The sequence below is a fragment of the Pantoea sp. sgz302252 genome (genome assembly GCF_042610525.1).
GTDB lineage: Bacteria > Pseudomonadota > Gammaproteobacteria > Enterobacterales > Enterobacteriaceae > Erwinia.
In genome coordinates, this window is sequence record NZ_JBHDVM010000007.1 from 133034 (window position 1) to 159278 (window position 26245).

Here is a 26245-nt window from a genome sequence, read left to right on the forward strand (position 1 = left end):
TCTAAAAATAAGTAGAGGCAGGGTGGGTGATAACCCTTTACCAGCTGTAGTTCACGCCCACAGTCGCCTGCCAGGGTCGTTCGATATCGCCGCCTTTGGTGTAATCAAACCCAGCGTAGCCGCTGATGCCATTGTTAAGTTTCAGCTCTGCTCCGGTACCAATCTGGAACGCTGCACCATCAATGCTATTGTTCAGCGTTACGTTATTGATACGGGCCTGGTTGTCATCAGCAAACTCGTTGATGGCGGCCAGATGGAGGTAAGGCTTCAGATAACCCTGACTCAGGCTGAAGGTGTAGCCCAGGTTAGCGCCCAACTCGCCCTGTACGGAGTGGTAATCGTTGCTGTTTACTACCATGCCGTTGTTCAGGGTGTACTGCGCACCGTCAAAGGTACGGCCAGTCGCCTTCACGTAAGGTTCAGCAAAGAAGCCGTCCTGCTGCCAGGTGTAGCCAATCGCCATAGCCAGACCATAGCCGTTTCCGGTGTATTCAGCATGGGCTTTGCCGCCGTCCAGCATACGCACGTCGGCGCTGTTGCTGAAGTGGTTGAACTGCGCCTGAGTATCAACGAATACGCCGTTGTCATAGCGACGTGACAGATAGAACTGCGCGCCGTAGCTGTCGATATCGCCGCTGCTGTTTTTCACGTCCAGGTCGGAACGGGAAGAGCTGAAGGCTACGCCAGCCAGCCAGTTTCCGCCTTTCGCCGCGTCAAAGCGGTTATCAACGCCCAGCATCACGCCGTTGGTTTTCAGGCTATAAGCCGCATCACCTGCAACCTTGTTCTCATTTTTACCGCCGTACCAGGCGAGCCACACGCCACCTTCATCAGCCGCGTGACGAGAAGTATTCAGGTGCTTCGTCAGGGCGTCTGCATCCAGTGAGGCCACGTTGGCCTGAGCGGCTGGCAGGCTTACCACAGTAGCGGCAGAGTTAGAGAGCTTGCCGTTGTTTTTAAAGTAAACGTTGCGCTCGCCATGCAAAGTATCGTCATACTCGTTGACCGCTACGTACTGATAAACGCCCAGCTCGGTTTCACCGTGGAAGTACGCATCGCTGCCGGCATCTTTGTAGTTAACAAAGCTGTGCGGATCGACAGTAGCACTGTCGGCCAGGTAACCGTTTTTCACGTAAGGCTCAACGCCGGAGCTGGCGATATGCAGCAGATAATTACCCGCCGCGCTGCCTTTCACCTGCATTGAACCCCAGGCATAGTCGCCGCTGAGATTCAGCAGAGGATCGACCACGCTTTTGCCAACGTTGATGGTTGAAGCGAGATATTGACCGTTGGTGTCTTTATCCTGAGAAAGATTATTGTGCACGATGACCCGCGCGGTGCTGAGGTTCTCATAGCGATTCTTATCGCCCAGCGTAGCGGTATCTTCGTTCAGGTTAACCAGATTCAGCGTTGAAGACGTCAGGTTCAGATCGTGCACGTTGCTGACTTTGACTTCACTGCCTGTAGTCAGGTTTGCGTCCGCTGCTGCATTCCAGACTGAGCCGTTCAGCGTTAGATCCGGATTCCAGGTATATACGCGCGCGCCGCTGTCATGGCTGTACTGCACAGGCGTATTCAGCGTGGTGGTGCCGGTAACGCCGCCGTTCAGCGTGCTGCTGCTGAGGTTAATCGACACTGGCGTCCATGCGTTGCTGGCATTGCCCAGCACGGTCTGGTTGATGCTGCTAATGGCGTTGTTGTAGATGGCCTGAGCAGTAGAATGGACGGTTGGCGCAATATTGACCTGCGCGTTGCTGTCAGTTACATCCACCAGCTGGATTTCATAACCTGCCACGCCAGACGCAGTGATGTCGCCGTTGATTACGCTACTGGTGACATTCAGCGTGGTACCATCCTGATTGCGTTGCAGACTGCTGGCTGAAGCTGCGCCCGTCGCGTAGTAATTACCGTTGTCATCATGTTTTACGGTTACGGTAATAACTGGCGTATAGCCATCGTGGGCAATGACAATATCGCCGTTGAGGGTGGACGCAGAAATATCCGTACGATTAGCGTGTCCGGACAAAGTCAGCGATTTTCCTGCGCCGTTCACGCCGCCGGTCAGCGTTGCTGCGTTCAGGGTGGCAAAAAGGCCAGAACCACTGATTGCCAGCGCGGTAGAGCTGGTATCGGCAGAATAGCTGTAGTTGTTCTGGTTGTTGGTATAGTGATCGTCTTCGCGGACGGCCGCCAGGTTTTGCGCGGTGATCTGTACCTTATCCAGTACGATATTGGCATTAGCCGGTACAATATTGGTGGCGGAGCTGGACTCAATCTGGTTGCCCGCGCTGTCCGTCATCCAGTTTACGCCGGTATGATTAATCGCCACGCCTACAGCATAAGGACGCTCGCTGTAAATTTGCTCTTCGCTGCTGCCTTCCAGCGCAGGATTGGTCGCATAAGAGTCTGTAGACAGGGTGTTATCAATAATGCTGTTCGTCAGGCTCAGCACATCGCGCGCATGGTTATTCCAGCTGGTTTCATAAAGAAGGCCGCTGGTATTGACGGCCGCGACTGCATCGCCGCTAAAGCTTTTAACTTTGGAATAGATAGTGGCGTCGGCCAGGCCGAAGGTACCGCCGATGGTTTCAGCCGTACGGATGTAAACATCGGAATTGCGATCCAGCTCGATGGTCTTGCTGACGGTTAGCGGGATGCGGTTACCTGCGGTATCCACCACAAAATTGCCGTCGGCATCTTTCTGGTATTCGATATTGCCGCTGGCATCGCGTTGATAAAGAGTAACGGTCTGCGTTTTGGTATAGCGGCTATCCGCCGTCCCCATCAGCAGTCCCTGTACAATGTTGGCTGGACGGGAGTAGCCGGTTTCTGAAAGGGAGCTGGCCAGGCGCTGTCCGTGTACGGAGCGCTCATAGTCTTCATCAATAAAGTAATTGACGTCATGCCCTAAAGTGGCCGCATTCGCATTCAGATAGCCTTCGTAGCCGCTGCTGCGTACTACAGCGTCGAAGCCCGCCGTCTGCGTATTGATTTTTTCCCATGAAGCGCCGCTTGTAGCCTCGTTGGTCCAGGTCAGATCGGAACCGCCGACAAACAGCGAGCCCCCGCCAGAGTAGTAACCATTGGTGTCTTTACTCAGCGCGCTAACATCGGGTACGGAAATTGATGATACATTTGCTGCTATCGCCGTTGCGCTAAGACCAAACAGGACAGATAGCGCCACAGCGCTGAGCCTGAAGCTGATTTTTTCCATCAATGCAATTCCTTTTCACATAAAAAGACGCACAAAGGTTTATAGAAATAAACCTTGTTGTATCGACAATAAATAAGCTGAAACAAGGATGCCCAAAATAATTAAAATCGATCGGACTTCTCTAACCAAAACGGTCTCTTGAGAAGAAAAGTAAAAATACAAATTTTTATATTTTCCCGGATAAATCCTTGCCCAGGTTAAATATCAAGGCGAGTTTTAAAATTGCAGGTCAGAGCTGTAAAACAAGTATTTTTTATCGTAACGATGCAGGATTTTAATGTATGAAGCAGGTTAGTTAATTATTAATAAAGTCTTATGTGATAACACCACTGAAATTAATAAAATTTCTCGAAGGATTAAAATCAAGCTATTGATTTTAATGTTTTTATTTTATTAACCCCCTTAAGGCGCGTTTTACTCCATAGCCTTAAAGGCAAAAATAAAAGAAAAATAATTGTAAAATCATTTAATTTATCTTTTCCTTATGCACTTAAGAACATTTTAAAAAACGGCAAAAAAAGAGCGCTCCCTTGCCTTAAGGGTGAAAATAAATTTCGGGAAATTTCTGGCGATAAATAAAATATAATTTCCTGCACTTACCTCTTGTGCCCTTCTATTAAAGCAGGACGAAGATGCTTACCTGAAGGCTGCCATTCACGGACTTAAATATAACAGTGTAATATCAGCCATAAAATCACCGTTTATTTCCATAAATGATTCAGTTTTAAAAAAGAGTCAGGCCATTATAAAAATTTGATCTTTGGCTATAGCAGCCTGTTTTACCACTGCCCATAAAGCAGGTCAGCGCCAACGCCCTTATAAGCGGCTACGGGCTTTACCGATGCCGGGACACCAGCTATGCCGAAAATGCCCAATAACAGCAGCCGCCAACATCGGGCTGACTAACCGACGGTCAAAGGGTATACTGACGCCCACTTTTAAAACCGTCTCGCGTGCGAAAACAACATGCAAAAGTTTGATACCAAGACATTTCAGGGTCTGATCCTGACCTTACAGGATTACTGGGCACGCCAGGGCTGCACCATCGTCCAGCCGCTGGATATGGAAGTCGGCGCGGGCACTTCTCACCCGATGACTTGCCTGCGCGCACTGGGGCCGGAGCCGATCGCTGCCGCCTATGTACAGCCTTCGCGCCGCCCCACCGATGGCCGTTACGGCGAAAACCCGAACCGCTTGCAGCATTACTATCAGTTCCAGGTGATCATTAAGCCGTCGCCGGACAATATTCAGGAGCTTTACCTCGGCTCGCTAAAAGAGCTGGGTATGGATCCGACCATCCACGATATCCGCTTTGTGGAAGATAACTGGGAAAACCCAACGCTGGGCGCATGGGGCCTGGGCTGGGAAGTCTGGCTGAACGGCATGGAAGTCACGCAGTTCACCTACTTCCAGCAGGTCGGCGGTCTTGAGTGCAAGCCGGTTACCGGCGAAATCACCTACGGTCTGGAGCGTCTGGCGATGTATATCCAGGGCGTGGACAGCGTTTACGATCTGGTCTGGAGCGACGGCCCGCTGGGTAAAACCACCTACGGCGACGTTTTCCATCAAAACGAAGTCGAGCAGTCTACCTACAACTTCGAACACGCGGACGTCGACTTCCTGTTTACCTGCTTCGAGCAGTACGAAAAAGAAGCGAAAAGCCTGCTGGAGCTGGAAAAACCGCTGCCGCTGCCGGCTTATGAGCGCATCCTGAAAGCGGGTCACACTTTTAACCTGCTGGACGCGCGCAAGGCGATTTCCGTCACCGAACGCCAGCGCTACATTTTGCGCATCCGCACCCTGACCAAAGCCGTGGCCGAAGCCTACTATGCGTCTCGCGAGGCGCTGGGCTTCCCGATGTGCAAGAAAAAATAAGAGGCAGCCATGACTGAAAAAACATTTCTGGTGGAGATTGGCACCGAAGAGCTGCCGCCAAAGGCGCTGCGCAGCCTGGCCGAGTCCTTTGCCGCTAACCTGACTGCCGAGCTGGATGGCGCTGGCCTGACGCATGGCGAAGTTAGCTGGTACGCCGCACCGCGCCGCCTGGCGGTAAAAGTTGCCGCGCTTAGCGCCGCGCAGCCGGATCGCGAAGTTGAAAAGCGCGGCCCGGCCATTGCCGCCGCGTTTGATGCCAACGGCGCTGCCACCAAAGCCGCAGAAGGCTGGGCACGCGGCTGTGGCATCACCGTGGATCAGGCCGAGCGTCTGAGCACCGATAAAGGCGAATGGCTGCTCTATCGCGCCCACGTAAAAGGCGAAAGCGCGCAGTCGCTGCTGCCTGCGATGGTGGCTACTTCGCTGGCGAAGCTGCCAATCCCGAAACTGATGCGCTGGGGCGATTCCGACGTGCAGTTCGTGCGTCCGGTGCATACCGTTACGCTGCTGCTGGGCGAAGAGAGTATTCCGGCAACTATTCTTGGTATTGCATCTGGCCGTACCATTCGTGGCCACCGCTTTATGGGCGAGGCGGAGTTCACTATTGATACTGCCGATCAGTATCCGCAAATCTTGCTGGAACGCGGCAAGGTACAGGCTGATTTCGAAGCGCGTAAGGCGCAGATCAAAGCCGATGCTGAAGCCGCCGCCCGAAAAATCGGCGGCCATGCCGATCTCAGCGAAAGTTTGCTGGAAGAGGTCGCTTCGCTGGTCGAGTGGCCAGTGGTGCTGACCGCGAAGTTCGAAGAGAAATTCCTTGCGGTGCCTGCCGAAGCCCTGGTCTATACCATGAAAGGCGACCAGAAGTATTTCCCGGTCTATGACGACGCGGGCAAGCTGCTGCCGAACTTCATCTTTGTCACCAACATTGAGTCGAAGGATCCGTCACAGATTATCGCCGGTAACGAAAAAGTGGTTCGCCCACGTCTGGCCGATGCGGAATTCTTCTTTAATACCGACCGCAAACAGCGTCTGGAAGATAATCTTCCGCGTCTGGAAACCGTGCTGTTCCAGAAAGAGCTGGGCACGCTGCGCGACAAAACCGACCGCATTCAGGCGCTGGCTGGCTGGATTGCCGGACAAATCGGCGCCGATGTGAATCACGCGACGCGCGCTGGCCTGCTCTCTAAATGCGATCTGATGACCAATATGGTGTTTGAGTTTACCGACACCCAGGGCGTGATGGGCATGCACTATGCGCGTCACGACGGCGAAGCGGAAGATGTAGCGATAGCTCTGAACGAGCAGTATCAGCCGCGCTTTGCAGGCGACGATCTGCCGTCCAATCCGGTAGCCTGTGCGCTGGCTATTGCTGACAAAATGGATACGCTGGCAGGCATTTTCGGCATCGGCCAGCATCCAAAAGGCGATAAAGACCCGTTCGCGCTGCGCCGTGCTGCGCTGGGCGTGCTGCGTATCATCGTCGAAAAAAACCTGCCGCTGGATCTGCAAACCCTGACTGAAGAAGCAGTGCGCCTCTACGGCAGCAAGCTGAGCAATGCTAAAGCGGTAGATGAAGTGATCGACTTCATGCTGGGCCGTTTCCGCACCTGGTACCAGGAAGAAGGCCACAGCGTCGATACCATCCAGGCCGTGCTGGCCCGTCGCCCTACCCGTCCGGCAGATTTCAATGCCCGTATGAAAGCCGTTTCGCACTTCCGTACGCTGGAAGAAGCAGCGGCGCTGGCAGCGGCCAACAAGCGCGTGTCCAACATCCTGGCGAAATCAAGCGAGCCGCTGAACGACAGCGTGCAGGCTTCCCTGCTGAAAGAAAACGAAGAGATCCAGCTGGCGACCTACGTTTCCGCTTTAAGCAGCAAGCTGGCGCCTTATTTTGCGGAAGGCCGCTATCAGGATGCGCTGATTGAGCTGGCGCAGCTGCGCACTGCCGTGGATAACTTCTTTGAGAAGGTAATGGTTAACGCAGAAGAGAAAGAAGTGCGGATCAACCGTCTGACGCTGCTGACCAAACTGCGCGAGCTGTTCCTGCAGGTAGCGGATATTTCGCTGCTGCAGTAGGCAGGCTGAGCATTAAAAATGGGCGGATAGTTCCGCCCATTCAATTTTGCCCTCCCTGGCAATAAAAGAGACTTAGTTCGCCTTCATATCGATCACAAAGCGATACTTCACGTCGCCTTTCAGCATGCGCTCAAACGCCGTTTCCACTTCATCCGGACGGATAACTTCCACATCGGAAACAATATTATGCTCACCGCAGAAATCCAGCATCTGCTGCGTTTCCTGAATGCTGCCAATTGAGGTACCGGAAATGCTCAGGCGCTTGAAGACTATCGGCGTCACGTTCGGTGACTTATGCGGCGCGTCCGGAATGCCTACCAGCACCAGATGGCCGTTGGTTTTCAGCGTATTCAGGTAAGGATCGAGGTCGTGCGGTGCCGCCACGCAGTCAAGAATAAAATCGAGGCTGTTAGCTTCCGCCGCCATCTGTTCTGCATCTTTAGAAACCACCACTTTACTGGCGCCCAGGCGCAGCGCATCCTCGCCTTTGGCTGGCGAAGTGGTAAACAGCACCACTTCCGCGCCCAGCGCGCTCGCCAATTTTACCGCCATATGGCCCAGGCCGCCCAGGCCGATTACGCCGACGCGCTGGCCAGGCTTAATATTCCAGTGCTTCAGCGGCGACCAGGTGGTGACGCCAGCGCACAGCAGCGGCGCCACTGCGCTCAGTTCCAGATTCTCTGGCACCTTAACCACGAACTTACTGTCCACGACGATACTGTCGGAATAGCCGCCAAAGGTTTTGCCGCCAATAACTTTCTCTTCACCGTTATAGGTGGCGGTAAAGCCCGCTTCGCAATATTGCTCTTCGCCCTGGCTGCACTGCGAGCAGTGGCCGCAGGAATCGACCATGACGCCGACGCCCACCAGATCGCCTGCTTTAAAAGCGGTAACGTCGTTACCAACGCTGATAACGCGGCCGACGATTTCATGGCCAGGTACCAGCGGAAACTCGCTGACGCCCCACTCGTTACGCGCCATATGCAAATCAGAATGGCAAACGCCGCAGTAGTGGATATCGATATGCACATCGCCAGCCTGAGGCTCGCGGCGCTGAAATTCGAAGGTTTCGAGAGAAGTATTGGCAGACATGGCTGCCAGACCTTTAACCTGCATGTGCTTGTCCCCTGTTCAGGCAAAGCGGCGTAGGGTAAAGAAATGTGAAGTTGACGGCAAGCCGGAATTGTAAAAGGAGATGCCCGAAAACATAAAACCCGCCAGGCGGCGGGTTTTCTCGGCTATCATTTTTTATGCATCCAGCTTTTATCTACTATCCCAGCAGCTCACGGCTGAGACAAGGATTTGATTGGATCAACAGCATCAGCTTCTGCGCGCTGCGGGAAGGTTTGCTGCGCTTCGCTTCCCAACTTTTAACCGAAGAAACACTCACGCCCATCGCCAGGGCAAACTCGTCTACTTCCATGCCGGTAATTTCCCGAATGCGTTTTGGTTCGGGCATCGAAACTTCGCCCTTTAATGCGGGAGCGGCCTGGATAACTTCACGCGTAAGCACGATGTGCTCAAGACTGGACAACAACTCACCCATTGGGTCTTTAACTTCCATAGAGCACTCCTCATAAAAATCACGAAATGTGAACAACCAGAGGGAGGATCCGAGGCCCGGATCCCGAATGCTGGCGGACAACAGCCTGAGGAGCTCAACGAGACAGCGCAGGAAAACGCCAGGATTTTTAGTATGGGCGCAAACGCAAATTTTTGCGCTCCATTTTTTGACTATTTTTTAAACCTGCCTGCGAGGAAATTTTACAGGGCTAATACAGACCTCAGGCCGCGGCAGACGCGGTCTGAGGTGGTAGCGATTACAACAAAATGGATGTTTCGAAAAGCGGTAAAAACGGTAAAAATTCGCCATTGTGAAAACGGCAAACAAACTGGACTTTTTACGTCGATCGCAGGTTCTTTCTTCGGCGCTTTATAGTGGTGCGCTGAAATAGTGCGTTATCAATATCTTGCTGCTCTCTAAGCCGTGCTACTTTTTTCCACACTGCGCGCCATAAATATTTTCTCCTTACCATTCATATCATTAGACATATCTCATCAGCTCTCTTCCGAACCATTTCAAAATTGGTTCGCTTTTTGCCTGTTGTCTTTACAGGTATGCGCTACAGAAGACCGATGGTCGTCACGTACTGGCGCATTTAGCGAGATATGCAGAAGCGAACCAATTATGAGTGATACGCCGCAGTCCGTCAGTTCCCATACCGCACTGGACCAGTTGCGCCAGCTGATTCAGCAACAGGCCGCACAGCAGCCGCTGCCGGGCGAGCGTGAGCTTGCAGAGCGCTTTGCCGTAGGCCGCCGGGAAATCCGTCGGGCGCTGAACGTACTGGAAGAAGAGGGCCGCATCTGGCGCAAGCAGGGCAAAGGCACCTTTGTTGGGCCTGCCGCGCCGGTGCAGCCGCTGATGCTACACGATCTGCCACAGCGCTCGAATCTGCTGGAGGTTATGGAAGCGAGGATCCAGCTTGAACCAGGGCTGGCCCGCTTAGCCGCACTGCGCGCCAGCGGCGAACAGATTGCGCTGATGAAAAGGTTGCTGGAGCGGATGCAGCTGATCGCGTTGAAAGACGGCGACCAGCATGAGCTATGGGATAGCGCCTTTCATCGCGCCATCGCCGAGGCCGCTGGTAATCGTCTGATGCTGGGCCTGTTCGACGCGGTGGACGCCGTGCGTCGCGAACCGGGCTGGCAGCATTTGCGCGAGCTGGCGCGCACCGCCGATCGTCTGCACAGCTATGACGATCACCATCGGCGGCTGGTGGAATATATCGCCAGCCGACAGCCGCAGGAAGCGGCCACGGCGATGCGCGAACACTTACTGGTACTACAGCAGACGCTAATTGAAGCCATTAACTGCGGTGAAGAGGAGCAGCTATGAACACCACTACTCCGGTGCTGGATGTACGCCAGCTTAACGTCAGGTTTAAGGGATCGCCGGTCAGCGTGCTGGATAATATTTCGCTACAGGTGCAGACAGGCGAGACGCTGGCGCTGGTCGGCGAGTCCGGCTGCGGCAAAAGCATTACCTCGCTGGCGCTGATGGGCCTGCTGCCCGACAGCGCGGAGATTCGTCAGGGCGCGATGACTTTTCTTGATCGGGATCTGCACGCCTTAAACCCGCGCGATTATGCCGATCTGCGCGGCAACCAGCTGGCGATGATTTTTCAGGAACCAATGACTTCGCTAAACCCTTCTTTTACCCTGGGCGATCAGCTAAGCGAAGCCGTAATACGCCATCATCATGTCGGCAAACGCGAGGCGATGACGACCGCGCTGGCGATTCTGGAAAAGGTGCAGATCCCGGCGGCGGAAATGCGCCTGAAGGCTTATCCGCATCAGCTTTCCGGCGGCATGCGGCAGCGCGTAATGATTGCGATGGCGCTGATCAACCGGCCAAAGCTACTGATTGCCGATGAGCCGACGACCGCGCTGGACGTCACTATCCAGGCGCAGATCCTGGCATTGCTGAATGACCTAAAAGAAGAAACCGGCACGGCGATACTGATGATCACGCATGATTTGGGCGTGGTGGCGGAAGTGGCGCAGCGCGTGGCGGTAATGTACGCCGGTCAGGTAGTGGAAACCGGCGACGTGGCGGAGATCTTCAACGATCCGCAGCATCCTTACACTATTGGCCTGATGGGGTCGATTCCCAATCCCGACGCGCGCGTGCAAACGCTGGCCACCATTCCCGGTGCCGTGCCGCTGCCTGAACAGATGCCGCCAGGCTGCCGATTCGCTACACGTTGCCCTTTCGCCCAGCTGCGCTGCCACCAGCACAAGCCCGCGCTAAAAAATATCGGCCTGCATCACCAGGTCGCCTGCTTCCGCGCGCCGCTGGAAGAGCATATTGCCTCCGGAGAATACGCATGAGTCAGCCCATTCTTGAATGCACCGATCTGAGCAAACGCTTCGCCGGGCCAACGCGCCTGTTTAAACGCAACACGCAAGTAACCGCTGTTGATCGCATCTCGCTAAAGGTTATGCCGGGCGAAACTCTGGCTATCGTCGGCGAGTCCGGCTCCGGCAAATCGACGCTGGGCCGCCTGCTGTTGCGGTTACTTAAGCCGACTCAGGGCGAGGTTTTCTATCAGGGCGAAGAGATTACCAAAGCCAGCGGCGCACGCCTGAACCAGCTACGCCGCGAGCTGCAAATTATTTTCCAGGACCCGTTCGCCTCGCTGAATCCACGTATGACCGTAGAGCGTATCGTTGGCGAGCCTCTGTGGCTGCATGAGCCGCTTTCTGGGAGCGATCGTCAGCAAAAAGTCATCGATCTGCTGCAAACCGTGGGTCTGCCCGCCGCCTGGGCGCGCCGCTATCCACACGAATTTTCTGGCGGTCAGCGCCAGCGTATCGGTATCGCCCGAGCGCTGGCTTCTGGCCCAAAGCTGCTGCTGGGCGACGAGCCGGTTTCCGCGCTGGATGTCTCGGTGCAGGCACAGGTAGTGAACCTGCTGGAAAGCCTGAAGCAACAGTTTGGCCTGACGCTGATCGTAGTGGCGCACGGCCTGGGCGTGATCCGTCATATGAGCGACCGCGTGGCGGTAATGTATCTGGGGCAAATCGTCGAGCTGGCTACGGTAGATGAAATCTTTGACGCGCCGCTGCATCCCTATACCCAGGCGCTGATCGCCTCCGCGCCGCGTTTACGGCCCGGCGTCGCCCGACAGATTCCCGTTTTGCAGGGCGATCTGCCCAATCCAGCCGCGCCGCCTTCCGGCTGCCGCTTCCACACGCGCTGCCCATACGTCAGCGACGAATGCCGATTGCTGGAACCCATTCAGCAGGTGCTTGCCGGTGGCCGCCAGGTGGCCTGTCACCGCTGGCAGGAGATTAACCGCGACCGCAGCGTGATTGCCGTAACGCCGCCTTCGAAAATTTTTTTGCGCCGTCGCGCGCTGTTCGATCAAGCGGTGGCAAGCCGCTTTTCATCCCTCTCTGGAGAAGTGACGCCATGAAGCTACGCCACAAATTATTTACCGCCTTCGGCGGCCTGATGCTGATAAGCAGCCTGCAAGCGCAGGCGGAAAGCACGCTGCGCATTGGCCTGGGCGCCGATCCCGATATGCTCGATCCGCACCTCGCCCGCACCTATTATGGCCGCTTTGTCTTTGCCGCTATGTGCGACCGCCTGGTAGATGTTGACGAAAAACTCCAGGTGGTGCCCGGCCTGGCGACTGACTGGCAATGGAGCGACGACGGCAAAACGCTGACCATGAATCTGCGCCAGGGCGTGACCTTTCAGGACGGCGAAAAATTTGACGCCGCGGCGGTAAAATTCAATATCGATCGCGCGCTGACGCTGCCGGGTTCGCTGCGCAAGAGCGAGATTTCTTCGATTGAATCGGTCGAGGTGGCTTCGCCTTCACAGGTTATCTTCCATCTGAAAAACGCTGATGCCGCGCTGCTCAGCCAGCTAACCGACCGCGCGGGCGCGATGCTGGCGCCGAAAGCCGCCGCGAAGCCCGATTTCGCCACGCATCCGGTTTGTTCCGGGCCTTACCAGTTTGAAAGCCGCGTGCAGCAGGATCGCATCGTGCTGAAACGCTTTGAAAACTACTGGAACAAGTCCGCTTATCATTTTGATAAAGTCGTTTTTCTGCCGATCCCCGATGCTTCAGTGCGCCTGGCGAACCTGCGCTCCGGCGATCTGGACCTCACGGAAGGGATCGCCGCCAGCGATGTGAAAACCGTGCAGGCCGATAGCCGTCTGAGCCTGGTTAAAGCGACCGGCCTTGGCTATCAGGGCATCACCTTTAATATCGCCAATGGCAAGGTCGCGCCCGATAATCCTTTCGTTAAAGATGCCCGTGTGCGTGAGGCTTTCTCGCTGGCTATCGATCGCGACGCGCTGAACCAGGTTGCCTTTGAAGGCCAGTACACGCCAGCTAATCAACCTTTCTCGCCCGTCAGCCCTTACCACGTCAAACTGCCGATACCCGCGCGCGATGTGGAAAAAGCTAAAGCGCTACTGGCCGCCGCTGGGGTGAAAACGCCGGTTAACGTCACGCTGCTGGTAACCAATAACCCAACTTCGCAGCAGGTCGGCCAGGTAATTCAGGCGATGGTTAGCGAGGCCGGATTCAACGTTAATCTGCAAATGAGCGAGTTCGCTACCTTACTGGATCGCCAGCAGCGCGGCGATTACCAGCTTAGCCTCTCCGGCTGGTCAGGCCGCCCCGATCCCGATGGCAGCATCTTTTCATTTATCAACAGCAAAGGCGCGCTGAATGATGGCCGCTACAGCAATCCGCAGGTCGACCAGTGGCTAACGGAAGCTCGCCGCACCAATGACCAGGCCGCACGCAAGGCGCTTTATGAAAAGGTGGTACAGCAGCTGCAAACTGATATGCCGATCGCTTACCTCTATTTTGAACCACGCATTTTTGGCATGAACAAAAAGCTACAGGGCTTTAAGGCCTGGCCGGACGGACTGGTGCGCCTGGCCAATGTGAAAATGGTGCAGTAAGAGGCGGAAACGACTATGCCGGAACTGATTTTTAAACGTTTATTGTTGGCGATACCAACGCTGTTGCTGGTCAGCATCATGGTTTTTTCGCTGCAAAAGCTGCTGCCGGGCGATCCTGTGCTGGCGATGGCGGGCGAAGAGCGCGATCCGGCGGTGATAGCCCAGCTCAGAGAGCACTATCACCTTAACGACCCGCTGCCCGTCCAGTACTTTCACTGGCTGGGCGATGCGGTGCAGGGCGATCTCGGCACCTCGCTGCGCACCCAGGAGCCGGTTACTAAGCTTATCGCCAGTAAATTGCCGGTTACGCTGGAACTGTCGCTGCTGGCGATGATAGTAGCGCTGCTGGTTGGCGTCAGCATGGGCATTGCGGCGGCGGTGCGTAAAAACAGCTGGGTCGATCACGCCACCAATTTTGTGGCGCTCTCTGGTATTTCGGTGCCGCATTTCTGGCTGGGCATTTTGCTGATCCTGCTCTTCTCCGTGCATCTGCAATGGCTGCCCGCTTCCGGCTACATCAGCCTGAGCGAAGGGCTGGCGCAGAATCTTAAAACGCTGCTGCTGCCCGCGCTGGTGCTTGGTACTGGCCTGGCCGCCACGCTGATGCGCCATACGCGCGCCTCAATGATCGCGGTGCTGAAGGCCGACTATATCCGCACCGCAAAAGCCAAAGGCCTGCTGCCGAAAAAAGTAATCCTGAAGCATGCTTTCCGTAACGCGCTGGTGCCGGTGATTACCCTGACTACGCTGCTGTTCGGCGAGCTGCTGGGCGGCGCGGTGCTGACCGAACAGGTTTTCACCCTACCCGGCTTCGGCAAGATGATCGTCGATGCGGTATTTAACCGTGACTATGCCGTGGTGCAGGGCGTGGTGCTGGTAGTCGCCATCGGCTTTCTGCTGCTGAACCTGCTGGCCGACGTGCTCTATGTGCTGATTAACCCGAAAATGCGAGGCTGACCATGAGTGAAGTTTTGACGGCAGCCAGCGCAGAGCGGCTGCAAAAACCCGTTAATCGGGTGCTCAAGAAGTTTACCGGCAATAAAAGCGCGATGATCGGCGCGGCCATCGTCGCGTTATTTGTCGCCGTCGCGTTGCTGGCGCCCTGGCTGGCACCGTTCGATCCAATCAAGGCGGATTTTTTGGCGGTGCGCAAAGCGCCTTCCGCGCTTCATTGGCTTGGAACCGACGAGCTGGGACGTGACATCCTGTCGCGGATGATCTGGGGAGCGCGTACCTCATTGCTGGCGGGATGCATTTCGGTCGCCATCGCCATGCTAATCGGCGTGCCGCTGGGGCTGATTGCCGGTTACTGGCAGGGGATCTGGGACGGCGTGATTTCACGCTTTATCGAGGCGCTGCTGGCCTGCCCGTTTTTGATCCTGGCGATTGCGCTGGGCGCTTTTCTCGGCCCGAGCCTGGGCAATGCGATGATCGCTATCGGCCTTTCCGCCATGCCAATTTTCGCCCGTCTGACGCGCGGCCAGGTTATCGCCATCCGTAACGAAGAGTATATCGACGGCGCGCGCGCTATCGGCCTGCCGGATCGCTGGATTGTGCTGCGTTACGTGTTGCCTAACGTCCTTTCACCGATTCTGGTGCAGGCCACGCTTGCCATCGCTTCAGCCATTATTACCGAAGCGAGCCTCTCGTTTTTGGGGCTGGGCCAGCAGCCGCCTAATCCCTCCTGGGGCGCGATGCTCAACACCGCCAAAGGCTTCCTGGAGCAGGCGCCCTGGATGTCGGTTTTTCCCGGCCTTGCTATTTTCCTGATTGTGCAGGGCTTTAATTTGCTGGGCGACGGACTGCGCGACGCGCTCGATCCGCGCAATGATTAATTTTAAGGAACCGCAATGAGCGAAATCAGTGATTTTAACGTGAGCTATCCTTCTTACCGCGTGCCGATGATGGGCCGTAATGCCGTGGCCGCCTCGCAGCCGCTGGCAGCCCAGGCCGGAGTTAAAATGTTACAGCTGGGCGGCAATGCGGTAGATGCGGCGATCGCCACCGCTATCGCGCTGACCGTGCTCGAGCCAACCGGCAACGGTATCGGCAGCGATGCTTTCGCCATCGTTTGGGACGGCAAAGAGCTGCATGCACTGAACGCCTCGGGCCGCGCGCCCGCAGCCTGGTCGCGTGAGACTTTCGCGCATCTTCAGGCTATGCCAGAAATCGGCTGGGATTCCGTAACCGTGCCGGGCGCGGTTTCCGCCTGGGTCGAGCTGGCTGAACGCTTCGGCACGCTGCCGCTGACCACGCTGGCGCAGCCCGCCATCGACTATGCGCGTAACGGCTTCCCGGTTTCGCCGCTGATCGGCCATTTATGGGAGCGTGGCTACCAAAAACTACGCGATCAGCCCGGCTTTTGCGCCTGTTTTGCGCCTGAAGGCCGTCCGCCGCGTGCAGGCGAGCTGTTTCGCAATCCCTGTCAGGCCGACACGCTGGAGAAGATCGCCGCCACCAACGGCGAGGCTTTCTACCACGGCGAGCTGGCGGAAAAAATCGCCGCTTTCGCCAAAGAGCATGGCGCGGCGCTGACGCTGGAAGATCTGAAAAACCATCGCGCCGACTGGGTTACTTTGCTCTCACGTCCCTTTGCTGGCGGTTCGGTGCAGGAACTGCCGCCCAACGGCCAGGGCATCGCTACGCTGATGGCGTTGGGTATTCTGGAGCAGTGGGATATCGGCCGCTTTGATCCGGACTCCGCGCAGTGGCTACATCTTTCTATTGAGGCGATGAAGCTGGCGCTGGTGGATCTGGAACGCTATATCGCCGACGAAGATCATATGGAATTTCCGGCGGAGCTACTGCTAAGTGACGATTACCTGAAGCAACGCGCCGCCCTGATCGATCCTGATAAAGCCGGTGATTTTACCTTTGGTGCGCCACAGCAGAGCGGTACGGTTTATCTCTCTACCGCCGACGCCAACGGCATGATGGTGTCCTTTATTCAGTCCAACTATATGGGCTTCGGTTCCGGCGTTGTAGTACCTGATACGGGCATCAGCTTGCAAAATCGCGGCGCAGGCTTTGTGCTGGAAGAAACGCATCCAAACGTGGTCGCGGCGAACAAGCGCGCCTTTCACACTATTATTCCGGCTTTCGCACTGGACGGCGAAGGCCAGCCGCTGATGTCTTTTGGCGTGATGGGTGGCCCGATGCAGGCACAGGGGCATTTGCAGATGGCACTGCGCATTATGCTGCACAAGCAAAATCCTCAGGCGGCTATTGATGCGCCGCGCTGGCGGGTCGTCGAAGGCCGCGAAGTAATAGTAGAACCCGCCTTCGATCGCAACACGATCGCCGCATTACGGGCGATGGGCCATAAAATTGTGGTGGAAGATCCGCTGCAAACTTATAGCTTCGGCGGCGCACAGGCTATCGTACGCGATCCGCAAGGCTTCTGGATTGCTGCGACGGAAAGCCGCAAGGATGGCCAGGCGCTGGTTTTCTGATCCTGACAATTGCGCAAGTCTGGATTAGCCGCACCGAATCTTTATCCGGTGCGGACTTTTATGCCGGAGTTACACCGCTTTATCAGACGGCGGTGCCATTTTGCCGATGCGGTCAGCCAACTGCTGCGCCAGCAGCTCATTCTGAGAGCCGGTCTGCATAGCGCTATGGCTGCTTGCCGGACGCGATGCGCTGGCGATGGAGCTTTCGCGGCTCGACGGCAGCGGCACATCCTGCCCGGTAGCTATTGACGAAGCCCGACTCGACGGCAGCGGAACATCCTGCCCGGTTATCATTGATGAAGCCCGGCTCGACGGCAGTGGCACATCCTGACCGGTAGCTATTGACGAAGCCCGACTCGACGGCAGCGGAACATCCTGCCCGGTTATCATTGATGAAGCCCGGCTCGACGGCAGTGGCACATCCTGACCGGTAGCTATTGACGAAGCCCGGCTTGACGGCAGCGGCACATCCTGCCCGGTTATCGTTGATGAAGCCCGGCTCGACGGCAGCGGCACATCCTGCCCGGTTATCGTTGATGAAGCCCGGCTCGACGGCAGCGGCACATCCTGACCGGTAGCTATTGAGGAAGCCCGACTCGACGGCAGCGGAACATCTTGCCCGGTTATCATTGAGAGATGGCTGTCACTGTCCGCGCTTGTAGCGCCCGAACCGGCTGCGCTGGCGTTATTCGCATGCGCCTGCCGCACGTTGCTATAGGCGTTCGTGGCGGCATTCAATGCAAAGCTGGCGGCGTTTTTCATGGGGGCTTTCGCGGCCGTGGATCCTACGCCTGCCAGCCCCTGCCCAAAATAGGCCAGAGCGGCGGTGGGAAGATTAGCCGCCTGGGCAGCCCCTTCCCGTAAAGCGCGAAACGCTGGATTGGTCAATAAATCCTGCGGGCTGGTGGGCGTATTGCCGATAGCGGCTTGCATAACGCCGTCGCGCGCGGCGCTCTTCGCAATATTGGTGCCGCCAAGCCCGGCACCCAGCGCCACCATTTCAGCCAGCTGATTGATGGTGATCAGGTTGGCAAGGCCAGCTCCCCATTTCTGTAGGGTTGCCGCATCTTTCGCCACGGTGGTCACCCTGTTTTTCGCTCCGCTAACCAGCTGACCAGAAACGGAAGTATCCGCCAGTGCGCTATAGCGCTCTTTCCAGTCGGTGCGGCCAAACAGGAATTCAGGGCCGTGAAGTTTATTGTATTTATTCTGCACGACGCTACTCATGGAGCCTGCCGCCACGGTCAGCACCGTACCCACAGACTGATTGGCGATGTAACCAGGTTTTGCCGCGCCGGCAAGAATACCCACAGGAGGATTAAGCGGGTCGTTCTCTTTAAGCGTCTGGGTGCCAGCAGCAAGCCCGCCGGTGATAACGTTACGGGCATCAAAGCCCAGCCCGCCCATACCCGCCTGGCCAATCCTGTGTAATGCGCCGTCCCGCTTTTTCATCACATCCTGCATAAAAGGTTCAAGCTTTTCGCCATCGGCCTGCAGCCATTTAGTGTCTTTCAGGCTGTTGGCCAGAACTTTTTCCAGCACGGCTTTCATTCCTACTGCAGTAACGCCGCCAGCCATACCCGTAGCAAAATCATGCATCGGCGTACCTGGCTGCAGGCCCAAATGCTGTGCGATGCCCTTGCCGATTAGATCTCCCGGTACGCCGGAAAGCGCGTAGCCAAGCGCATTGGCACCGCCTTCAAGCAATGAGGTGATCTTATCGAGCGTTTCGGCTTTGGCAATCGTCGCTTTGACGTCATCGACATCGTGCCCCATTTCATCATGCAGCACCGTCGCTTTCTGGTACAGATGGTTGCGGATTTCCGTGCCGCCCGGAAAATGATTCTCCAGCAGATGCGCGATACGGCTAATCTCTTCTTGCCGGGTCTCATCAGCACTGCCCACGTTCGACGTGGCGTTTGCCGCATGCGCGTTACGCTGCTGAAGTTCCATACTGTTTTGGTTATGGTTAGGGGCAACAGGATGCCCGTGACCACCTACGTGATTGACCATGTTTCTCACTCCATAGATTATTTGCTGCGAATAAGCCGACGCCACGCGCCAGCCCGCTATAACCTTGTGAAATGAGTACCGCCGCTTCTCATCGCACAACGATAGCGCTGAGTGAAAACAGCACGTTTCGGGTTTCATCATCAGAAGATAAACTTATGGTTTTGTGAGGCGCTTCATAAATATGTCATATCCCTGCGGTCATCGTTTTCAGCAGGCAGGCGTTATGCGCTTTTTAAAAGTTTCGCACAATTGAAAGAGGCCTTAGTTATTTGGCACAGCCTGATAAAATTTATTCACGTTTAAGCAACAGTTTGCCGTATTCTCATCGAACGAACTATTCTTCAGGAGCGACACAAGTCGCTCTTTGCTTGTAAGCCTTTTTATTACAGGAGTTACTTCCGATGACGACAGGAACCATTCGCAGCTGGACGCGTCTGCTGACGCCTTTTATGGCGCTGCTGCTGGTATTTCAGCTAGCAGGCTGTGGCGATAAAGAAGCGGATCAGCGCAAAGCCTTTACCGATTTTCTGCAAAATACGGCGATGCGCAGCGGCTCACATTTGCCCGCGCTGAGCGAAGATCAAAAGCAGCGTTTCGGCAATTATGCCGGCGACTACGCTATCGTTTATGGATTTTCCCAACAGCTTAATAATGCCGTGGATAACGGCCTGAAGCCGGTGGTCGATGAGCTTTCTGCTATTCGTACACCGCAGGATTATTTAACGCGCCGTGACGCTCTGCGCCAGGCCAGCGGTTCGCTGGATACGCTGACGCAACAAATTGAGACGGCAAAAAACCAGGCCGACAGCAGTAAAGCGGGTTTGAAACAGCCAGCGGAACTGAAAACGGTCTATGACAACTTTTATAGCAAAGCTGTTACGCAGCCAGCCACCTCGTTGCTGCCGCTGTTGCCGGCTCTACAGAAGCTGAGCCAGGACGCTGTGCAAACGGGTGATTTCCTGCAGCAGCAGGGATCTCAGGTTACCTTTAACGGCCAGACCGTGCAGTTCCCGACCCAGCAGCAGGCGACGCAGTACAATACGCTGATGAGCAATATCTCCGCTAATGCCCATGCGCTTGGCCAGGCGCAAAGCGCGCTGCGCGGCCAGTAATTTTTTTGTATTTCAGAGGCACGCTCCGCTTCAGATTGTTCACAAAGCCCTGGCCAAAGGCCGGGGCTTTAGCTTAGCGGACAGACTCACAATTCTGCCCTCTCCATTCTTTTCCCCAGGAAGCAGCAAGAAGCCCTGTCCCTCTCTCCGCCTTTCTGCACTAAGCTCCCACAGGCTCGTAATATTGCCTTACAGGCAACCACTTCGATACTTCCCTTACTCTTAAGTCGATCATTTTTCATCCAAATTGATTTAGCTTCAGCCATCATTTGAGTAGTATGACTGGATTATCAATAGGGTTCATGAGGGATTATGGCCAGAGCGCTGGTAAGACTGGGAGACAAGACCACTAGCGGCGGGGAGGTGATTTCCGCTTCTTCGACGATTATCGAAGGCCGGAATATCGCCCTGCATGGCGATATGGCATGGTGCCCGAAAGAAACCTGCAAGGGGCCATTTCAGATCAATGGTACTGCATATTACTTTGCAGAAAATAAACCCTGTGTTGCCACTGGCGACCGGGTGCTGTGTAACTGCAGCAACAATCAGGTGTTGGGCAGTACGACACTTTGGGTAGAAGACAGCCCAGACGATCCTTTTGCGGAGCACCGCAAGCGCGCAGCGGAATGGCCCATTACCAAAATGGCTGCCGCCACCGCTGTAGCCGCCACTCCTGTATTCGCAAAGTCTGTGCTGCGTGGGGCTGGCAATACTGACGCCGGAACGGCAGATGAGCCTCAGGAAAATATCGGCGAAATAAGCTTTTATCAGTCACAACCCACCCCGGAGCCTGAACAGCATGCTCAGGCCGCGAAGAAGAAATCACCACCGCCTCAGCCGCCAAAGAAATCACTCTTCGATAAAGCTACAGGCTTTTTCTTTGGTGAGGCGAAAGCAATGCCTCTTCCCGCGCCGCCTGTCATGGCAGGAACCGCCGAGGCCGGGATGGCTGCCTCTGCCGGAGGCGCAACCGCTAAAGCCAGTCAGGACGCAGCTACGGCATTAACTTACACCATGAAACGCCTCTCCGGCCCCGAGGTCTGGAGCGGGCGACTGGCGATGAATCTGCCGTTCGTGGTCATGGGTGCCATCATTCAGTCGAATCTAAAAGGCGAGCAGAGCGACCTGTTAACGCCGCAAAACCTGCTGGAAGCGGCTTACAGCAAGAGCACCGTGCCTTCCCGCGTCCGCTATAACTGGATCACCGATGAAGAAATGGGGAAGCTGAAAGCGGTCGGCTATCACACCAGTTCGGCCAGCGGACGCGATCGGGTGCGTGTCAGAATGCTGGAGAAGCAGATCGATGGCAGCTATGAATTCTGGGGCGATGAGCGAAGCGACAGGCCGTTAATCACCTGGACGCCAGCGAATACACCGGGTTCACAGGCGGGCTGGCACACCGGAAATAACAGTCCACAGGCTGGAACCGTCACGATACCGGGCCTTGAGCATCCCGATATTCAGAGCGTGACCATCACCACTACGCCACCGCCAGAGGAAAAGGATTTCCGGGATTACATTCTGGTATTCCCGGGCAACGTCTATCCACCTGTCTATATCTACCTCAGCAAGCCTCCGGTGGAACTGCTGGAAGTTAAGTTGTATATCGACTTCAATGGCCGATCCCGACAGGGTAAATACGAAGCTGACCACATGCCATCAAAGGCTGCAGTCAAATTGTACTTACAACAACAGTCTCCGGGTCTTGATCGCGATTTAGTTGATGCCATGGCAAACAGAGTGGCTGCCATTATCATCCCAAAAGATGTGCATCGAAAAATCAGTGAGACTTATGGCGGCCGCAATAATTTGGGGCAAATCACCCAAGACGCTTTAAATCTAAGAGACGCATTAGATCGAAACTTTGATGCAATCAAATCAATGCTGAAAGAACACGGAGTTAGCGAAGAGCAACTTGAAGCGGCCAGGTCTGAGATGCATCAATTGAACACCGGACAAGGATTATACAAATGACTGTAAATGTTGAGGAATTACTGGGAAGTCTGGGCAAAAGCTACAAAGAGATTTTTGATGCTGGATTATTGCCATATAAGACTAAACCGTCCGCGTCATCTGGCGATCCTGATTTGAGCCTGGAAATGGCAAAAGAAGGGATTCATTTGTCATTTAAACGTGAAGGGCAAATATTCCAGGAGATGACGCTACGGATTCAATATGAAAAGGTAAAAAATTGGACGTTTCCAAACGAATTGCCTACGCCGCTACAAAAAAGTATGTCACGCCATTATGTACATGAAAATTTTGGTGAGCCGGAAAACAGTATTCCCCCAAGAGTTATAATGAAACAGGAAATTGGTTGGGTTGAACGCTTCACCATTGTAGATTTTCATATCCCTGTCACGATGCAAATACGCTATGACATGGCTGAAATGGTAGCAGCAGTAACGTTCCTGCCGACCTCAGAACTCCGCTGGTAACAGCGATAACGGCTCCTGTCGGGGCCGTTTCCAGCATCCCTTGCCTCCCTTCTGCCTGCCGAACAAAAATAAATTGTGATCTTTATCACGTATCAGAAAGAAAACAGGCAAAACAAATCGTGATATCAATCACATATCGCTGCGTAACAGTGTGATTTTTCCAAAAAAATCCGGCGTTTTTTCGCTCTTTGTGTGATCGTTATCACTAAACAAGCCCCTTTCCGACACCTTATCTGGTGATGTCGATCACACTTTATCCCGTGACTACGCAGCGTCACAGACGCGTGCTAGAGTCCGCCTGCACAGGGCAACGTTTTAAACAAAAATCAGCGCGCTCTCTTGTCGGCGCGTACCAATAAGGGGTGTGCTTGTATGTCCTCATCAGATATCAAGATTAAAGTGCAAAACTTTGGTCGCTTTCTGAGCAACATGGTAATGCCAAACATCGGCGCCTTTATCGCCTGGGGTATTATCACGGCGCTGTTTATTCCAACCGGCTGGCTGCCAAACGAAACCATGGCCAAACTGGTCGGCCCAATGATTACCTATCTGCTGCCGTTGCTGATCGGTTATACCGGCGGACGTCTGGTTGGCGGCGATCGCGGCGGCGTGGTCGGCGCTATCACCACTATGGGCGTGATCGTTGGCGCGGATATGCCGATGTTCCTCGGCTCTATGATCGCTGGCCCGCTGGGCGGCTGGGCGATCAAGAAATTCGACAAGGTCGTTGACGGCAAAATCAAAAGCGGCTTTGAGATGCTGGTTAACAACTTCTCTGCCGGTATTATCGGCATGCTGCTGGCGATCCTGGCTTTCCTGGCCATTGGCCCGCTGGTGGAAGGCCTCTCGCATATTCTCGCCGCTGGCGTGAATCTGATGGTGCAAAACAACCTGCTGCCGCTGACCTCCATCTTTGTCGAACCGGCGAAAATCCTGTTCCTGAATAACGCTATTAACCACGGCATCTTCTCGCCGCTGGGTATTCAGCAGGCCAGCGAAGCCGGTAAATCCATCTTCTTCCTGATTGAGGCAAACCCAGGCCCTGGTATGGGCGTGCTAATGGCCTATATGTTCTTTGGCCGCGGCAACGCGAAACAGTCCGCTGGCGGTGCAGCTATCATCCACTTCCTGGGCGGGATCCATGAAATCTACTTCCCGTATGTGCTGATGAACCCGCGTCTGATTATCGCCGTGATCCTGGGCGGTATGACCGGCGTCTTTACGCTAACGCTGCTAAACGGCGGCCTGGTTTCTCCGGCTTCACCGGGTTCTATCCTTGCGGTGCTGGCAATGACGCCGAAGGGCGCCTACTTCGCTAATATTGCAGCGATCGTTGCGGCTTTCGCAGTCTCTTTCGTGGTTTCCGCCGTGCTGCTGAAAACCAGCAAGGCGAAGGAAGATGACGATATCGAAGCGGCCGCACGTCGCGTTAACGAGATGAAAGCGCAGTCCAAAGGCCAGACCGTAGCGGGCGCTGCGGTGACGGACGGCATGAATGGCGATCTAAGCCACGTGCGTAAAATCATCGTTGCCTGTGATGCGGGTATGGGTTCCAGCGCCATGGGCGCGGGCGTGCTGCGTAAGAAAGTAAATGATGCTGGTTTGAGCAATATTTCCGTGACTAACACCGCTATCAATAACCTGCCGGGCGATGTGGATCTGGTGATAACCCACCGCGATCTCACTGAGCGAGCAATCCGTCAGGCACCGCATGCCCAACACATCTCGTTGACTAACTTCCTGGATAGCGGCCTTTATACTGACCTGACTTCGCGTCTGGTGCAGGCGAACCGCAGCGAAGGCCACCGCGAAAAAGTTACCGCCGCGCTGAGCGACAGCTATGACGACGGCCAGCAGCATCTGTTCAAACTGGGCGCAGCCAATATCTTCCTGGGCAACCAGGCTACGGACAAAGAGCAGGCGATCCGCTTTGCGGGCGAGCAGCTGGTAAAAGGCGGCTACGTAGAGCCGGAATATGTGCAGGCGATGCTGGATCGCGAAAAGTTAACGCCAACTTATCTGGGTGAGTCCATCGCCGTGCCACACGGCACCATTGAAGCGAAAGATCGCGTGCTGAAAACGGGCATCGTCTTCTGCCAGTATCCGCAGGGCGTTCGCTTCGGCGAAGACGAAGAGGATATCGCTAAGCTGGTTATCGGCATCGCGGCGCGCAACAATGAACATATTCAGGTGATTACCAGCCTGACCAACGCGCTGGACGATGAAAGCGTCATCGCCCGCCTGGCTACTACCAATGACGTGCAGGAAGTACTGGATCTGCTGTCGGGCCCGCAATCGGCGTAAGCGTACCAACATTTAATTACCCCCAGGGCCGGGCATGCCCGGCTCTTTTTCGGGTCGGGCCTGTCCGGCCTTTCATCAATATGGGAAAAATTATGAAAGCTCTTCATTTTGGTGCCGGTAATATCGGCCGCGGTTTTATCGGCAAGCTACTGGCGGATGCTGGCGTACAGCTCACTTTCGCCGACGTCAACCAGACAGTGCTGGACGCGCTGAATGCACGTCATGAATATCCGGTGCATGTAGTCGGCGAGCAGGCGCAGGTTGAAACTGTCAAAGGCGTGAATGCGGTCAACAGTGCCAGCGACGATGTTATTCCATTGATTGCGGAAGTGGATCTGCTGACCACCGCCGTTGGCCCGCAAATCCTTGAGCGCATCGCAGGCAGCATTGCCAAAGGCCTGATACAGCGCCACGAGCGTGGCAATGAGCGTCCGCTCAATATCATTGCCTGCGAAAACATGGTGCGCGGCACTACACAGCTGAAAGGGCATGTACTGAAAGCGCTGCCAGAAGGGCAGCACGCCTGGGTCGAGGCGCATGTCGGTTTTGTTGATTCAGCCGTGGACCGTATCGTGCCGCCTTCCGCCGCGGGCTCCACGGATCCGCTGGAGGTCACGGTAGAAACCTTCAGCGAGTGGATTGTCGATAAAACCCAGTTTAAAGGCGAGCCGCCGGCGATCGCCGGTATGGAGCTGACCGATAACCTGATGGCGTTCGTTGAACGCAAGCTTTTCACGCTGAATACCGGCCACGCAATTACCGCCTATCTTGGCCAACTGGCGGGCCACGCCACTATCCGCGACGCGATTCTGGATGAGAAGGTGCGCGCAGTAGTAAAAGGCGCGATGGAAGAGAGCGGCGCGGTACTGATGAAGCGTTACGGCTTCGAAGCGGATAAACACGCGGCCTATATTCAAAAAATCCTCGGTCGTTTCGAAAACCCTTATCTGCAGGATGATGTAGAGCGCGTGGGCCGTCAGCCGCTGCGCAAACTGAGCGCGGGCGATCGCCTGATCAAACCGACGCTGGGCACGCTGGAGTATCAGCTACCGCATGCTAACCTGGTGAAGGGGATCGCCGCCGCCCTGCACTATCGCAGCGATCAGGATCCGCAGGCGCAGGAGCTGGCCGATCTGATCAACCGTCAGGGCGTACAGGCCACGCTGGCGCAGGTTTCCGGCCTTGAAGCGGAAAGCGAAGTGGTAAAAGCGGCCGTCGCGGCCTGGAACGACATGGCGTAACGCGGGTCGGGTCTCGCCCGGCCC

Annotated in this window: 19 protein-coding genes; 15 read left to right on the top strand and 4 right to left on the bottom strand. The window is 55.4% G+C overall.

The features are described from left to right. Positions 1-37: 37 nt before the first annotated feature. Entirely contained in the window at positions 38-3214 is a 3177-nt protein-coding gene (locus ACETPC_RS14610; protein WP_380182454.1) for an autotransporter outer membrane beta-barrel domain-containing protein, read from the bottom strand. Positions 3215-4180: 966 nt separating this feature from the next. Here ACETPC_RS14610 and glyQ point away from each other — a divergent pair. Further along, entirely contained in the window at positions 4181-5089 is a 909-nt protein-coding gene (gene glyQ, locus ACETPC_RS14615) for a glycine--tRNA ligase subunit alpha (protein WP_380182456.1), read from the top strand. Positions 5090-5098: 9 nt separating this feature from the next. Continuing rightward, a complete protein-coding gene (glyS, locus tag ACETPC_RS14620) occupies positions 5099-7168 on the top strand; it encodes a glycine--tRNA ligase subunit beta (RefSeq protein ID WP_380182457.1) in 2070 nt (689 codons plus the stop codon). Between the two features lie 72 nt (positions 7169-7240). Here glyS and ACETPC_RS14625 read toward each other — a convergent pair whose 3' ends face one another. Further along, a complete protein-coding gene (locus ACETPC_RS14625; protein WP_380182458.1) occupies positions 7241-8284 on the bottom strand; it encodes an NAD(P)-dependent alcohol dehydrogenase in 1044 nt (347 codons plus the stop codon). 154 nt (positions 8285-8438) lie between these two features. Next, positions 8439-8732 carry an HTH-type transcriptional regulator gene (locus ACETPC_RS14630; RefSeq protein WP_380182459.1) on the bottom strand — a complete coding sequence of 98 codons (294 nt, stop codon included), beginning with the start codon at positions 8730-8732 and terminating at the stop codon, positions 8439-8441. A gap of 132 nt (positions 8733-8864) precedes the next feature. On the opposite strand from ACETPC_RS14630, the gene ACETPC_RS14635 reads away from it, so the two are divergent. The 8 genes from ACETPC_RS14635 to ACETPC_RS14670 all read left to right on the top strand — a co-directional run bounded on the left by ACETPC_RS14635 (position 8865) and on the right by ACETPC_RS14670 (position 17113). After that, complete coding sequence (locus tag ACETPC_RS14635) at positions 8865-9107, top strand: hypothetical protein (RefSeq protein ID WP_380182461.1); 243 nt, start codon at positions 8865-8867, stop codon at positions 9105-9107. 249 nt (positions 9108-9356) lie between these two features. Then, positions 9357-10067, top strand: a complete 711-nt coding sequence (locus ACETPC_RS14640) for a FadR/GntR family transcriptional regulator (RefSeq protein ID WP_380182463.1) — start codon at positions 9357-9359, stop codon at positions 10065-10067. After that, positions 10064-11062 carry an ABC transporter ATP-binding protein gene (locus ACETPC_RS14645; RefSeq protein ID WP_380182465.1) on the top strand — a complete coding sequence of 333 codons (999 nt, stop codon included), beginning with the start codon at positions 10064-10066 and terminating at the stop codon, positions 11060-11062. Before ACETPC_RS14640 ends, ACETPC_RS14645 begins: the two co-directional genes overlap by 4 nt. Continuing rightward, positions 11059-12150, top strand: a complete 1092-nt coding sequence (locus ACETPC_RS14650; RefSeq protein ID WP_380182467.1) for an ABC transporter ATP-binding protein — start codon at positions 11059-11061, stop codon at positions 12148-12150. Before ACETPC_RS14645 ends, ACETPC_RS14650 begins: the two co-directional genes overlap by 4 nt. After that, entirely contained in the window at positions 12147-13661 is a 1515-nt protein-coding gene (locus ACETPC_RS14655) for an ABC transporter substrate-binding protein (RefSeq protein WP_380182469.1), read from the top strand. Before ACETPC_RS14650 ends, ACETPC_RS14655 begins: the two co-directional genes overlap by 4 nt. 15 nt (positions 13662-13676) lie before the next feature. Continuing rightward, on the top strand, positions 13677-14618 hold the full coding sequence (locus ACETPC_RS14660) for an ABC transporter permease (RefSeq protein WP_380182471.1): 942 nt from the start codon (positions 13677-13679) through the stop codon (positions 14616-14618). A 2-nt stretch (positions 14619-14620) separates the two neighbouring features. After that, a complete protein-coding gene (locus ACETPC_RS14665) occupies positions 14621-15496 on the top strand; it encodes an ABC transporter permease (protein ID WP_380182473.1) in 876 nt (291 codons plus the stop codon). A 15-nt stretch (positions 15497-15511) separates the two neighbouring features. Further along, positions 15512-17113, top strand: a complete 1602-nt coding sequence (locus ACETPC_RS14670) for a gamma-glutamyltransferase family protein (RefSeq protein ID WP_380182475.1) — start codon at positions 15512-15514, stop codon at positions 17111-17113. A gap of 69 nt (positions 17114-17182) precedes the next feature. Here ACETPC_RS14670 and ACETPC_RS14675 read toward each other — a convergent pair whose 3' ends face one another. Further along, positions 17183-19126: a hypothetical protein gene (locus ACETPC_RS14675; RefSeq protein ID WP_380182477.1), complete on the bottom strand. Its 1944-nt coding sequence runs from the start codon at positions 19124-19126 to the stop codon at positions 17183-17185. Between the two features lie 401 nt (positions 19127-19527). Between ACETPC_RS14675 and ACETPC_RS14680 the strand changes: the two genes are divergently transcribed. From ACETPC_RS14680 to mtlD, 5 genes are all read left to right on the top strand, one after another. Continuing rightward, positions 19528-20238 (top strand): DUF3053 domain-containing protein, encoded by a 711-nt coding sequence (locus ACETPC_RS14680; RefSeq protein WP_380182479.1) that lies wholly within the window; start codon positions 19528-19530, stop codon positions 20236-20238. 312 nt (positions 20239-20550) lie between these two features. Continuing rightward, the gene (locus ACETPC_RS14685; protein WP_380182481.1) at positions 20551-22212 is read left to right on the top strand and encodes an S-type pyocin domain-containing protein; all 1662 of its coding nucleotides are present in this window, start codon (positions 20551-20553) and stop codon (positions 22210-22212) included. Continuing rightward, a complete protein-coding gene (locus ACETPC_RS14690; protein ID WP_380182482.1) occupies positions 22209-22676 on the top strand; it encodes a DUF6392 family protein in 468 nt (155 codons plus the stop codon). Before ACETPC_RS14685 ends, ACETPC_RS14690 begins: the two co-directional genes overlap by 4 nt. Positions 22677-23048: 372 nt before the next feature. Beyond that, positions 23049-24980, top strand: coding sequence for a PTS mannitol transporter subunit IICBA (locus ACETPC_RS14695; RefSeq protein WP_380182484.1), 1932 nt, complete (start codon positions 23049-23051; stop codon positions 24978-24980). A gap of 92 nt (positions 24981-25072) precedes the next feature. Beyond that, positions 25073-26221 (top strand): mannitol-1-phosphate 5-dehydrogenase, encoded by a 1149-nt coding sequence (gene mtlD / locus ACETPC_RS14700; RefSeq protein ID WP_380182486.1) that lies wholly within the window; start codon positions 25073-25075, stop codon positions 26219-26221. Positions 26222-26245: the final 24 nt, after the last annotated feature.

Coding starts and splice junctions, on each gene's coding strand:
- ACETPC_RS14610 (WP_380182454.1), bottom strand. CDS start 3,214: ATGGAAAAAATCAGCTTCAGGCTCAGCGCTGTGGCGCTATCTGTCCTG.
- glyQ (WP_380182456.1), top strand. CDS start 4,181: ATGCAAAAGTTTGATACCAAGACATTTCAGGGTCTGATCCTGACCTTA.
- glyS (WP_380182457.1), top strand. CDS start 5,099: ATGACTGAAAAAACATTTCTGGTGGAGATTGGCACCGAAGAGCTGCCG.
- ACETPC_RS14625 (WP_380182458.1), bottom strand. CDS start 8,284: ATGCAGGTTAAAGGTCTGGCAGCCATGTCTGCCAATACTTCTCTCGAA.
- ACETPC_RS14630 (WP_380182459.1), bottom strand. CDS start 8,732: ATGGAAGTTAAAGACCCAATGGGTGAGTTGTTGTCCAGTCTTGAGCAC.
- ACETPC_RS14635 (WP_380182461.1), top strand. CDS start 8,865: ATGGGCGCAAACGCAAATTTTTGCGCTCCATTTTTTGACTATTTTTTA.
- ACETPC_RS14640 (WP_380182463.1), top strand. CDS start 9,357: ATGAGTGATACGCCGCAGTCCGTCAGTTCCCATACCGCACTGGACCAG.
- ACETPC_RS14645 (WP_380182465.1), top strand. CDS start 10,064: ATGAACACCACTACTCCGGTGCTGGATGTACGCCAGCTTAACGTCAGG.
- ACETPC_RS14650 (WP_380182467.1), top strand. CDS start 11,059: ATGAGTCAGCCCATTCTTGAATGCACCGATCTGAGCAAACGCTTCGCC.
- ACETPC_RS14655 (WP_380182469.1), top strand. CDS start 12,147: ATGAAGCTACGCCACAAATTATTTACCGCCTTCGGCGGCCTGATGCTG.
- ACETPC_RS14660 (WP_380182471.1), top strand. CDS start 13,677: ATGCCGGAACTGATTTTTAAACGTTTATTGTTGGCGATACCAACGCTG.
- ACETPC_RS14665 (WP_380182473.1), top strand. CDS start 14,621: ATGAGTGAAGTTTTGACGGCAGCCAGCGCAGAGCGGCTGCAAAAACCC.
- ACETPC_RS14670 (WP_380182475.1), top strand. CDS start 15,512: ATGAGCGAAATCAGTGATTTTAACGTGAGCTATCCTTCTTACCGCGTG.
- ACETPC_RS14675 (WP_380182477.1), bottom strand. CDS start 19,126: ATGGTCAATCACGTAGGTGGTCACGGGCATCCTGTTGCCCCTAACCAT.
- ACETPC_RS14680 (WP_380182479.1), top strand. CDS start 19,528: ATGACGACAGGAACCATTCGCAGCTGGACGCGTCTGCTGACGCCTTTT.
- ACETPC_RS14685 (WP_380182481.1), top strand. CDS start 20,551: ATGGCCAGAGCGCTGGTAAGACTGGGAGACAAGACCACTAGCGGCGGG.
- ACETPC_RS14690 (WP_380182482.1), top strand. CDS start 22,209: ATGACTGTAAATGTTGAGGAATTACTGGGAAGTCTGGGCAAAAGCTAC.
- ACETPC_RS14695 (WP_380182484.1), top strand. CDS start 23,049: ATGTCCTCATCAGATATCAAGATTAAAGTGCAAAACTTTGGTCGCTTT.
- mtlD (WP_380182486.1), top strand. CDS start 25,073: ATGAAAGCTCTTCATTTTGGTGCCGGTAATATCGGCCGCGGTTTTATC.